Source organism: Bradyrhizobium sp. CCGE-LA001 (genome assembly GCF_000296215.2).
Classification (GTDB): Bacteria; Pseudomonadota; Alphaproteobacteria; order Rhizobiales; family Xanthobacteraceae; genus Bradyrhizobium.
Genome location: NZ_CP013949.1, coordinates 4357492 through 4368962, shown reverse-complemented (window position 1 = coordinate 4368962; position 11471 = coordinate 4357492). Strand labels below are relative to the sequence as shown.

At 65.3% G+C, this 11471-nt stretch carries 13 protein-coding genes; 11 read left to right on the top strand and 2 right to left on the bottom strand.

Features of this window, described 5'->3' with window-relative positions:
• The first annotated feature begins 6 nt into the window (after positions 1–6).
• The 7 genes from scpB (at position 7) to surE (ending at position 5426) form a co-directional block, all read left to right on the top strand.
• On the top strand, positions 7–762 hold the full coding sequence (gene scpB / locus BCCGELA001_RS20225) for an SMC-Scp complex subunit ScpB (protein WP_008547212.1): 756 nt from the start codon (positions 7–9) through the stop codon (positions 760–762).
• 166 nt (positions 763–928) lie between these two features.
• Entirely contained in the window at positions 929–1165 is a 237-nt protein-coding gene (locus BCCGELA001_RS20220) for a twin-arginine translocase TatA/TatE family subunit (RefSeq protein WP_008547211.1), read from the top strand.
• Positions 1166–1254: 89 nt separating this feature from the next.
• The gene (gene tatB / locus BCCGELA001_RS20215) at positions 1255–1749 is read left to right on the top strand and encodes a Sec-independent protein translocase protein TatB (protein WP_008547209.1); all 495 of its coding nucleotides are present in this window, start codon (positions 1255–1257) and stop codon (positions 1747–1749) included.
• Positions 1746–2558, top strand: a complete 813-nt coding sequence (gene tatC, locus BCCGELA001_RS20210) for a twin-arginine translocase subunit TatC (protein ID WP_008547207.1) — start codon at positions 1746–1748, stop codon at positions 2556–2558. Before tatB ends, tatC begins: the two co-directional genes overlap by 4 nt.
• Positions 2559–2756: 198 nt before the next feature.
• Positions 2757–4088 carry a serine--tRNA ligase gene (serS, locus tag BCCGELA001_RS20205; RefSeq protein WP_060736148.1) on the top strand — a complete coding sequence of 444 codons (1332 nt, stop codon included), beginning with the start codon at positions 2757–2759 and terminating at the stop codon, positions 4086–4088.
• Between the two features lie 117 nt (positions 4089–4205).
• On the top strand, positions 4206–4568 hold the full coding sequence (locus BCCGELA001_RS20200) for a hypothetical protein (protein ID WP_060736147.1): 363 nt from the start codon (positions 4206–4208) through the stop codon (positions 4566–4568).
• A gap of 90 nt (positions 4569–4658) precedes the next feature.
• Positions 4659–5426, top strand: coding sequence for a 5'/3'-nucleotidase SurE (surE, locus tag BCCGELA001_RS20195; protein ID WP_060736146.1), 768 nt, complete (start codon positions 4659–4661; stop codon positions 5424–5426).
• 3 nt (positions 5427–5429) lie between these two features.
• Here the strand turns inward: surE and BCCGELA001_RS20190 are convergent, their stop codons facing one another.
• Positions 5430–5801, bottom strand: a complete 372-nt coding sequence (locus tag BCCGELA001_RS20190) for a response regulator (RefSeq protein WP_008547195.1) — start codon at positions 5799–5801, stop codon at positions 5430–5432.
• Between the two features lie 229 nt (positions 5802–6030).
• On the opposite strand from BCCGELA001_RS20190, the gene BCCGELA001_RS20185 reads away from it, so the two are divergent.
• The gene (locus tag BCCGELA001_RS20185) at positions 6031–6681 is read left to right on the top strand and encodes a protein-L-isoaspartate(D-aspartate) O-methyltransferase (RefSeq protein WP_144441383.1); all 651 of its coding nucleotides are present in this window, start codon (positions 6031–6033) and stop codon (positions 6679–6681) included.
• A 109-nt stretch (positions 6682–6790) separates the two neighbouring features.
• Positions 6791–8179: a LysM peptidoglycan-binding domain-containing M23 family metallopeptidase gene (locus BCCGELA001_RS20180; protein ID WP_060736145.1), complete on the top strand. Its 1389-nt coding sequence runs from the start codon at positions 6791–6793 to the stop codon at positions 8177–8179.
• A gap of 82 nt (positions 8180–8261) precedes the next feature.
• Here BCCGELA001_RS20180 and BCCGELA001_RS20175 read toward each other — a convergent pair whose 3' ends face one another.
• Positions 8262–9254: an ATP-binding protein gene (locus BCCGELA001_RS20175; RefSeq protein ID WP_008547184.1), complete on the bottom strand. Its 993-nt coding sequence runs from the start codon at positions 9252–9254 to the stop codon at positions 8262–8264.
• A 181-nt stretch (positions 9255–9435) separates the two neighbouring features.
• Here BCCGELA001_RS20175 and yajC point away from each other — a divergent pair, with 181 nt between their 5' ends.
• Both yajC and secD read left to right on the top strand, forming a co-directional pair.
• Positions 9436–9810: a preprotein translocase subunit YajC gene (gene yajC, locus BCCGELA001_RS20170; protein WP_008547182.1), complete on the top strand. Its 375-nt coding sequence runs from the start codon at positions 9436–9438 to the stop codon at positions 9808–9810.
• Between the two features lie 47 nt (positions 9811–9857).
• Positions 9858–11462 (top strand): protein translocase subunit SecD, encoded by a 1605-nt coding sequence (secD, locus tag BCCGELA001_RS20165; protein ID WP_008547181.1) that lies wholly within the window; start codon positions 9858–9860, stop codon positions 11460–11462.
• Positions 11463–11471: the final 9 nt, after the last annotated feature.

Here is an 11471-nt window from a genome sequence, read left to right as displayed (position 1 = left end):
TCTGCCATGGCAAGCCTGGCTGAAGTGCGGGTAGACGAGGCCGAGCCGATGGAGAACGAATCCCAGGCACGTCCCGAGGAATTGCGGCTGCTGGAAGCGCTGCTGTTCGCTTCGAGTGAACCGTTGGACACTGCGACGCTCGCCAAACGCATGCCCGATGGCGTCGATGTCAAGGCCGCGCTCGAGCAGTTGCAGGCGGACTATGCCTCGCGCGGGGTGAACCTCGTGCGCGTCGCCAACAAATGGACGTTCCGCACCGCCGGTGATCTCGCCTGGCTGATGACGCGGGAGACCCACGAGACGCGCCGCCTGTCGCGCGCCGCGATCGAGGTGCTGGCGATCATCGCCTATCACCAGCCCGTGACGCGTGCCGAGATCGAGGAGATCCGTGGTGTCGTCACGTCGAAGGGCACGCTGGACGTGCTGCTGGAGACCGGCTGGATCAAGCCGCGCGGCCGTCGCAAGACGCCGGGGCGCCCCCTGACTTTCGGAACCACCGAGGACTTCCTGTCGCAGTTCACCTTGGAACAGCTCGGCGATCTGCCGGGTCTCGAAGAGTTGAAGGGTACGGGCCTGCTGGATTCGCGTCTGCCGACCGGATTCAGCGTCCCGACGCCGTCCGACGACCCGGCGCTGCGTGAAGACGAGGATCCGCTGGAACCGGGCGAAGACCTCGATCTGGCGCTCGCGCCTGCGGTCGAACCCGAGACCCCGCCGGAAGGGGGCAATGAGGGTAGCGGCGAAGGTGGTGCCGAGAACTGACGCCCCGGCTCATTACGGCTTCCCTGCGACAGTTAACACTAGCAAGATTACGTAGTGCCGACAGCGAATTGGCACTGCCTTGGTCCTTGTTTTTGAGACCTGCCAAGCCTAGGTTTCGGGGAAGATCGGCCGGGTCTTCGGCCATGCGCGTTTGGAGGGTTGCAGGATGGGTTCACTCAGCATTTGGCACTGGATCTTGGTGATCGCAGTGGTCCTGCTGCTGTTCGGCCGCGGCAAGATTTCGGATCTGATGGGCGACGTGGCGCAGGGCATCAAGGCCTTCAAGAAGGGCATGCAGGACGACGACAAGCCCGCTGAAAAGCAGGAGCCGGCCAAGTCCATCGAGCACAACAATGCCGCGCCGACCGCGGCACGGTCCGACGTCGGCAGCAAGGCCGTCTGAGTCAGAGAGCACGCGAGACGCGGGTAGCGGCCCGATCCTGCGCGCAAGGGATTGGGGCCGGCTGCGGCTTCGCGTGAACGGAAGACCTCATGTTCGACATCGGGTGGAGTGAACTGGTCCTGATCGGGGTCGTGGCCCTGATCGCCATCGGCCCGAAGGAGCTGCCGGGCGTGCTGCGCATGGTCGGGCAGTGGATGGGCAAGGCCCGCAAGATGGCCGCCGAATTCCAGGGTCAATTCCAGGAAGCCATGCGCGAGGCCGAGATGGCCGACCTCAAGAAGAGTTTTGACGAGGTCAAGGAAGCCGCGACCGGCTTCAATCCGCTGACCTCGCTCCAGAAGGACGTCAGCGACGCGCTGCGCGTCGATGCACTGGACAAGCCCGCCGAGACGTCGACGACGACAGTTGCAGAACCACCTGTGAGCCCAACCACTCCGGAAGCGCCGACGCCCGCCACCTTCGTGGAAGCCGAGGCGCATGCGGCTGTCAACGAGCCGCTCGCCATCACCCGTGAGGTCGAGCAGGCACCGGTGGCGCAAGACACCGCGCCATCCGAAACGATCAAGGACGCCAAAGCGTCATGACCGACGCCGATATCGAGGCCAGCAAAGCCCCCTTGATGGACCATTTGATCGAGCTGCGGTCGCGGCTGATCAAGGCGCTGCTCGGCTTTGGCCTTGCCTTCATCTTCTGCTTCTTCTTCGCCAAGCAGATCTACAACGTGCTGGTCTGGCCGTTCGTGTGGATTGCGGGTCCCGAAAATTCCAAGTTCATCTACACGGCGCTGCTGGAATATTTCATCACCCAGCTCAAGCTCGCGCTGTTCGGCGCTGGCTTCATCTCGTTCCCGATCGTCGCGACGCAGATCTACAAGTTCGTCGCGCCCGGACTCTACAAGCACGAGAAGCAGGCGTTCCTGCCGTATCTGGTCGCGACCCCGTTCTTCTTCGTGCTGGGCGCAGCGCTCGTCTATTTCGTCGTGCTGCCGATGCTGGTGCGTTTCTCGCTCGGCATGCAGCAGGCTGGCGGCGACGAGACCGCGCAGATCCAGCTCCTGCCCAAGGTCGGCGAATATCTGTCGCTGATGATGTCGCTGATCTTCGCCTTCGGGATCGCCTTCCAGCTTCCGGTGATCCTGACGCTGCTCGGGCGCATCGGCATCGTCACCTCGAAGATGCTGCGGGAGAAGCGCCGCTATTTCATCGTGCTTGCCTTCGTCATCGCGGCCGTGCTGACGCCGCCCGACGTGCTCAGCCAGTGCTCCCTGGCGTTTCCGCTGATGGCGCTCTACGAGGGCTCGATCATCGCGGTGGGCATGGTGGAGCGGAAAGCCGCGGCCTCGCAGGCGGCCACCGCCACCGACGTGTCGACGCCGGCCAATCCGGCGGAGTAGGGCGGCTTAGCTTCGGTGTCATTCCCCGCGAAGGCGGGGAATCCAGTACGCCGGGGCACATCGTGGAATCACTGCCGTCTCTGGAATACTGGATCATCCGCCTTCGCGGATGATGACAGCTGTGCTAGGGGAGGCGCCGCCCATGTGAATTGTCGGCATAAACGTTGACTCTTTGCGCGCCGACTCAGGACCACAGCCATGCACGACATCAAATCGATCCGCGACAATCCGCAAGCTTTCGACGCCGGCCTCGCCCGGCGTGGCCTGAAGCCGATGTCGGCATCGCTGCTCGCGATCGACGAGAAGCGGCGTGCGGCGATCCTTGCTTCCGAGCAGGCGCAGGCGCGGCGCAATGCGGCGTCCAAGGAAATCGGTGATGCCAAGAAGGCCAAGAACGAGGCGCGCGCTGCCACGCTGATGGCCGAGGTCGCCGAGCTCAAGACCACGATGCCTCAGCTCGAAGCGGCTGCGAAGGCTGCCGACGACGAGTTGATGAAGGAGCTGTCGGCAATCCCGAACATTCCGTTCGACGAAGTGCCTGATGGCGTCGACGAACACGGCAACGTGCAGCACCACGTGTACGGCAACAAGCGCACTTACGCATTTGCGCCGAAGCTGCATGACGATCTCGGCACCGCGCTCGGCTATATGGACTTCGAGGCAGCGGCAAAACTCTCCGGCGCGCGCTTCGTCGTGCTGAAGAAAGGCCTGGCGCGGCTCGAGCGCGCAATCGGCCAGTTCATGCTCGACCTGCACACGACCGAGCACGGCTACACCGAGATCAATCCGCCGCTGCTCGTGCGCAACGAGGTGATGTTCGGCACCGGCCAATTGCCCAAATTCGAGGATGACCAGTTCTGGGCGATCAAGGGCGAGCTGCTCGCTGCGCCAGACCATGAGCGGCTGAAGACCGAGCGCCTCGGTCTGATCCCGACCGCAGAAGTCTCGCTGACCAACCTTGCGCGCGAATCCATCCTCGACGAGAAGCAATTGCCGATGCGGCTGACCGCGCTGACGCCGTGCTTCCGTGCCGAGGCGGGCGCCGCCGGGCGCGACACCCGCGGCATGATCCGCCAGCACCAGTTCACCAAGGTCGAGCTGGTCTCGATCACGACGCCTGAGACCAGCAAGGACGAGCTGGAGCGGATGCTGTCCTGCGCCGAGCAGGTGCTGCAAAAGCTCGACCTGCATTATCGCGTCATGACGCTTTGCGCAGGGGATATGGGTTTCTCGTCGCAAAAAACCTATGACATCGAGGTCTGGATGCCCGGGCAGGGCGAGGGCGGCATGTTCCGCGAGATCTCGAGCTGCTCGGTCTGCGGCGACTTCCAGGCGCGGCGCATGGATGCGCGCTCCCGCGGGCCGGACGGCAAGCCGCGCTTCGTGCACACGCTGAATGGCTCCGGCACCGCGGTCGGCCGCGCGCTGATCGCCGTGATGGAGACCTATCAGCAGGAGGACGGCTCGATCGCAGTCCCCGACGTGCTCCAGCCCTATATGGGCGGCGTGAAGGTGATCGCGCGCGACTAAAGCGTTTTCGAGCGAAGTGGCTGCCGGTTCGCGTCAAGAAAACGCGCCGGACAGAATCGCGTTGCGAAGATCGGGCGGCCGGTTATCCTGCCGGCCCGTCCACGCGAACCCAACTCCATGGCCTTGCACCGCGACATCTTCTGGGTCGGCCGACAATGGGCGGTGACGGGTGCCGGCATCCAGGCCGTCGACCAGCGCCTGCGCGGCGTGTTCGACATCGAGATCGCGCGGCTCTGGGACGACGATCTCGTGCAGAGCCGGCGGGCCAAGCCCGGCGTCAATGCTGCCGATTTCGACAAGGCGTTGGTGGTGGCGCGCGAGCGCTTTCCGCAGGCCTCCGGGCCAGATCCGCTCATCGCGCAATTGGAGGCGCTCGGCGTGGTCGAAACGCCCGTCGTGAGCCCGGTCGTGCCGGCGGTGCAGCTGCGCGCGGAGGGCCGGCTCGCGCGCTTCATGCCGCAATGGCGAGTCCGCCGGTAGCAGAGCCGGGAACCGGGCGCTCTCGGTTTGCCTGATCGGGCATAGCCGGATAAGACGGCTCAGACCCGCTTTCTGGAACAGACCTTTCGCATGCGCATCCTCTGCACCAATGACGACGGTATCCACGCCCCCGGCCTCAAGGTCGTGGAGGAGATTGCGCGCGCGCTGTCTGACGACGTCTGGGTGGTGGCACCGGAGCTCGATCAATCCGGCGTGTCGCATTCGCTGTCGCTGAACGATCCTCTGCGCCTGCGCGAGGTTGGCCCGCGCCACTTTGCCGTGCGCGGCACCCCGACCGACTGCGTCATCATGGGTGCGCGTCACATCCTCGGCACCAAGCCGCCGGACGTCGTGCTGTCCGGCGTCAACAAGGGGCGCAACGTCGCCGAGGACGTGGTCTATTCCGGCACCATCGCCGGTGCGCTGGAAGGCACCATCCTGGGGCTGCCGTCGTTCGCGCTGTCGCAGGAATTCAGTGTTGAGACTCGCGATCGCCCGCCGTGGGACACCGCGCGCAAATTTGGCCCCGACATCGTGCGGAAGGTGATTGCCGCGGGTGTCCCCAAGGACACGGTGATCAACGTCAATTTCCCGTCTTGCGCCCCCGAGGACGTGCTGGGTATCCGCGTCACGCGCCAGGGCAAGCGCAATCTCGGCTTCCTCAGGGTCGACGAGCGCAAGGACGGCCGCGGCAATCCCTATTTCTGGATCGGCTTCGAGCGCGCCGCGATGATGGACACGCCCGCCGACGGAACGGATCTCGCGGCGCTGCGCGAGCGCTACGTCTCGGTCACGCCGCTCAGGCTCGACCGCACCAATGAGGCGTTTTCGGCAGAATTGAGCGCGACGCTGAAGTAGCAGCTATCCGCCGCGAAGCGCGGCTTCGATGGTCTTGCCGAGGGCATCGAGCTGGAACGGCTTCTGGAGCGCCGGCCGGTCGCGGTACTGTTCGGGCAGGCCGGAGGAGCCGTAGCCGGTGGCGAAGATGAACGGGCAGCCCTTCGCCTTGATGACGTCGGCCACCGGAGAGATGACCTTGCCGTTGACGTTGACGTCGAGAATGGCGATGTCGAACTCGGTCGCCTGGGCGAGCCGCATGGCCTCGGTGATGTCGCCCGCCTCGGCTGCGACCTTGTAGCCGAGCTCTTCGAGCATGTCCGCGACCATCATCCTGATCATCACCTCGTCCTCGACGAGGAATACAGAGCGGCCGGAAAGCCCCGTCGCGGTCATCTTTGAGTCCTTGCCCATTCCCAAAAACGTTCGCAGATAACATGAATCGGCGCAATGCGCGTTTCGACGAACGGATGCCTGAAAATGGCCGTCGCGGCCCGCCCATGGCAAGCCAATTTATGGTCAAATGCGTGGCCCGAAGGATATCATGGGTTCCTGACCAGGAACAAGATTCTCAGCGGCCGGGCCTTGGCCATCGCCCGGCCCTGACGAGACAACATCGGCGGCAATGACCTCCCATCAGCACCCACCGGAAAAGATGATGTTTCAGCTCACGCTGAGGCGTCGAGGCATCAGCGATCAGGCGGTGCTGCGGACCATGGAGGAGGTGCCGCGCGAGCAGTTCGTCGACGAGGCCGATCGTGACGGCGCCTATCGCGACAGTGCGCTGCCGATCGCCTGCGGGCAGACCATCAGCCAGCCCTTCGTCGTCGCCTACATGACCGAGCAGCTCCAGCTCCAGAAGCACCACCGCGTGCTCGAGATCGGCGCCGGCTCCGGCTATCAGGCCGCAGTGCTGTCCCGGCTCGCCGGACAGGTGCTCACCGTCGAGCGCTACCGCAAGCTGGCGGACGCCGCACGCGCGAGGCTTGAAAAGCTCGACTGTCACAATGTCGAGGTGATGCTGGGCGACGGTCTCAACCTGCCTGCCAATATCGGCCCGTTCGACCGCATCATCGTCACCGCGGCGATGGAGCAGCTTCCCGAGAACCTGATCGAACGGCTCGAGATGGGGGGCATCCTGATCGCGCCGGTCGGCCCGCATCAGGGCGTGCAGACGCTGATCCGCCTCAGCCGCACCGAACGGGGGATCGTGCGCAAGGAACTCGTCGAGGTCCGCTTCGTGCCGGCGCTGCCCGGCGTGGCGCGGGAGCTGTAGAATTCCGGATCAGCTGTGCGGCCAACGTCTTATTGGAAGGGTTAAGCCGTTATTTACTCGGCGCGTGTTTACTTAAAAGACCAGTTCTGTTGCGTACGAGTGAGTAACCATGTCCATCGTCGCCGAGTTGCTTTACTCGCGCCGCGTGCCGCAGGTCGCGGTGCTGGCGCTGATCTCCTTCAGTTTTGCAGGGTGCAGCGCCGACATGTCGTCGCGGCTGTCTCAGTCGAACTTCTCCAATCCCTTTGCCTCTGATCAGACCGGATCGGTGCAGCAGGCCCCGCCGCCGCAGCAGCGCGAGCTGCCGCAATATGCCCGGCCGCAGACGCAACCCGGCCATTATCAGTCACAGCCCCTGCCGCCGCCGGCGGTATCGGCGCCGCAGTCCTACCCCGTCGCGGGTGGTGGCGGCGTGTCCGGAGGCGGCCGCGGCGTCAGCTCCTATGCGCCCCCGGCGCAGCCGCATCTGGAGACCACGGCCACCGTGCCGCCGCGCTCGGTCGCGGCTGCCCAGCCGACCGGCGGCACCAAGATCATCGTCGGCACCAGCGACACGCTCGACGTGCTCGCCAAGCGCTATCGCGTCACGCCGCAGGCGATCCTGGCCGCCAACGGTTACAAGGGGCCGCGCGCGCTCTCGCCCGGCCAGCAGCTGATCATTCCGCATCCGGCCACCGCTGCAGCGCCTGCGCCGGCAATGGCTCCCGTTGCGGCGGCAACTGCAGCCAAGCCCGTGGCCGCCATCGCTGCGCCGCCGAGCACGCACTTCGTCAACCGGGGTGACACGCTCGCCAGCATCGCGCGTAACAACCGCATCTCGGCGGCCGAGCTCGCACGTGCCAACGGCCTCGACCCGTCCGCCAAGCTCAAGCTCGGCACCAAGCTGACGGTGCCGGGAGCCAAGACTGCTGCTGTTGCAGCGCCCGTTGCTGCGGCTCCGGTCGCGGCTGCGCCGGTGGCCGGAACGCTCCAGCCCGTCGCGGCCGCTCCGGCGCCCGCCACCAAGGTGGCAACTGCCGCCGCGCCCGTGCAGAGCGCGCGTCTGGCCCAGGCCACGGCCAATGTCGAGGAGAAGCCCGCCGATGCGCCTGCGAAGGCAGCGGAGGCCACGGGCGCGCTGCCGACCTTCCGCTGGCCGGTGCGCGGCAAGGTGGTCACGAGCTACGGCGCCAAGACCAATGGCAAGTCCAACGACGGCATCAATCTCGCGGTGCCCGAGGGCACGCCGGTCAAGGCCGCCGAAGACGGCGTCGTCGCTTACTCCGGCAACGAGCTGAAGGGTTACGGCAATCTGGTCCTGGTTCGGCACTCCAACGGCTACGTCACCGCATATGCCCATGCGAGTGAGCTGTTGGTGAAGCGCGGCGATACCATCAAGCGCGGTCAGGTCATTGCCAAGTCGGGTCAATCCGGGGAAGTGGCGTCGCCGCAGCTTCACTTCGAGATCCGCAAGGGATCGAGCCCGGTTGACCCGCTTCAATTCCTGAACGGAGCGTGAGACGCCGTCGGGCTGCCGCTCTCATAAGAAACACAGGTTATCGCCCGCGAAAGCGGGCGATCTCGTTTTGGGCTAACAGCCGCTATTTCCCCGCGAGCTTCACGCCGAGCCGGCCCGCCAGCTCCTGCACGAACTGCCATGCTACGCGGCCCGAGCGCGAGCCGCGCGTGGTCGACCATTCCAGCGCCTCGCGCTCCAGCGCCTCGTCGTCGACCTCAATGCCGAAATGGCCGCAATAGCCGCGCACCATGGCGAGATATTCGTCTTGGCTGCAACGGTGGAAGCCGAGCCAGAGGCCGAAGCGATCCGACAGCGAGACCTTCTCTTCGACCGCTTCGCCGGGATTGATCGCGGTCGAACGCTCGTTCTCGATCATGTCGCGCGCCAGCAGATGGCGGCGGTTGGAGGTGGCATAGAGGATGACGTTCTCGGGCCGGCCCTCGATGCCGCCTTCGAGCACGGCTTTGAGCGACTTGTACGACGCATCGTTGCCGTCGAAGGAGAGGTCGTCGATGAACACGATGAAGTGGAAGCTGGCGTCGCGAAGCTTCTCCATCAGCATCGGAAGCGTTTCGATGTCCTCGCGGTGGATCTCGATCAACTTCAGCCTGTCGGCCGGCTTGCGCTGGGCGTTGATGCTGGCATGCGCGGCCTTCACCAGCGACGACTTGCCCATGCCGCGCGCACCCCAGAGCAGGGCGTTGTTGGCGGGCAAGCCATTGGCGAAGCGCTCGGTGTTCTCCATCAGGATGTCGCGCATCCGGTCGACGCCCTTCAGCAGGAACAACTCGACGCGGCTCACCCGCGGCACGGCGGCAAGGCGGCCGTCAGGGTGCCAGACATAGGCATCCGCCCGCTCGAACGACTCGGTCTCGACCGCCGGCTTGCCCCGAGCCGAGAGGTGCGCCGCGATGGTCTCCAGCGCGCGCACGATGCGCTCCTGCGAGAGGTTCGGGGCTGCCTCGAAGTTTGCCTTGGAGGCCATCGTGGGGCGTTTTGCCGCGACGCGGGCGGGCTTGCGGGCAGGGGTGCTGGGGCCTTTGCCGACCGGGCTTTTGCTTGCTTTTTTGGGCATGTCCGAAGTTCCTGAGAACGCAGCCTTATCGGGCCTGACGGCGCGCCGCAAGGTGGCCAAAAGGGCGGTCTGGCAGCGTTGCAATTGGGGCAATGGCCGCTATAGTCCGCGCGAATTTGACCGAACCGGTCGCCTTTGAAGGCCTGACCGGCTTCCCCCCGTTCTCACGAGGATCGTCCGAATGCTGATTACCCCTGCGTATGCCCAGGCTGCGGCCGCCGGCGACACCAACAGCATGTTGATGTCGCTGCTGCCGTTCGCCCTGATCTTCGTGATCATGTACTTCCTGATTCTGCGTCCGCAGCAGAAGAAGGTCCGCGATCACGCCGACCTCGTGAAGAACATCCGCCGCGGCGACACCGTCGTGACCTCGGGCGGCCTCGTCGGCAAGGTCACCAAGGTCGTCGACGACGATCAGATCGAGTTCGAGATTTCCGACGGCGTGCGCGTGCGGCAGATGCGCCAGATGATCTCCGGCGTGCGCGCCAAGGGCGAGCCGGCCAAGGAATCCAAGGATAGCAAGGAAAACACCAAGGACGACGCCGCGTCGAAGTGAGCGCTTCCGCGAGCATCTCCAATCTCCTGATCTGACAGGTCCAGTCGATGTTGTATTTCACGCGGTGGAAGGCGCTGGGGATCATCCTGACGGCGCTGATCGTGTGCCTCTGCGCGGTCCCCAATTTCTTCCCCGAGGCGCAGGTCAAGTCCTGGCCCGCCTGGGCGCAGCGCAGGCTGGTGCTCGGCCTCGATCTCCAGGGCGGCTCCTATCTGCTGCTCGAGGTCGATTCCAACTACGTGAAGAAGGAGAGGCTCGACCAGGTCCGCGACGACGTCCGCCGGACGCTGCGCGACGCCAAGATCGGCTTCACCGGCGGCGTGACCGTGCGCAACGACGCCGTCGAAGTCCGCATCACCAAGGAATCCGATGCGCAGTCCGCGCTCGCCAAGCTGCGGGAGCTGTCCCAGCCGCTGGGCGGCCTCATGGGATCCAGCGGTCAGCGCGACCTCGAGGTAACCGATGCCGGCGGCGGGGTGATCCGTCTGAGCGTCCCGCAGGCCGCGATACTCGATCGCCTGCGCAAGACCATCGAGCAATCGATCCAGATCGTCGAGCGCCGCGTCAACGAGCTCGGCACCGTCGAGCCGGTGATCCAGCGCCAGGGCAACGACCGCATCCTGGTGCAGGTGCCCGGTCTCCAGGACCCGACCCGGCTGAAGGAGCTGCTGGGCAAGACCGCGAAGATGGAATTCCGCATGGTCGACGCCTCCGTGCCGCCGGATCAGGCGCAGCAGGGCAGGGTGCCGCCGGAATCCGAGCTCTTGATGAGTGCCTCGCCACCGCCGACACCCTACGTGGTCAAGAAGCAGGTGCTGGTGGCCGGCGGTGATCTGACCGACGCCCAGGCAAGTTTCGACCAGCGCACGGGCGAGCCGGTCGTCAGCTTCAAGTTCAATACCTCGGGCGCCCGCAAATTCGCGCAGGCCACACAGGAGAACGTGGGACTGCCGTTCGCCATCGTGCTCGACAACAAGGTGATCTCGGCGCCCGTCATCCGGGAGCCCATCACAGGCGGCCAGGGTCAGATCTCCGGCAATTTCACTGTGCAATCGGCCAACGATCTCGCGATTCTTTTGCGCGCCGGCGCGCTGCCCGCGCCGCTGACCGTGGTCGAGGAGCGCACCGTCGGCCCGGGTCTCGGCCAGGACTCGATCGAGAAGGGCGAGCTTGCGGCTTACGTCGGCTCGATCCTGGTCATCATCTTCATGCTGGTGACCTATCGGCTCTTCGGCGTGTTCGCCAACATTGCCGTGGCCATCAACGTCGCCATGATCTTCGGCCTGTTGTCGCTGCTCAACGCCACGCTGACGCTGCCGGGCATCGCCGGCATCGTGCTCACCGTCGGCATCGCGGTCGATTCCAACGTGCTGATCTACGAGCGCATCCGCGAGGAATTGCGGGGCGGCCGCAACGCCATCTCGGCGATCGACGCCGGCTTCAAGCGGGCGCTCGCGACCATCCTCGATTCCAACATCACCACCTTCATCGCTGCCGCGGTGCTGTTCTACATCGGCACCGGCCCGGTGCGCGGTTTTGCCGTGACGCTCGGCATCGGCATCATCACCACGGTGTTCACCGCCTTCACCCTGACCCGGCTGATCGTCGCCTGGTGGGTGCGGTGGAAGCGGCCGCAGAGCGTGCCGATCTAGGAGCCTGAT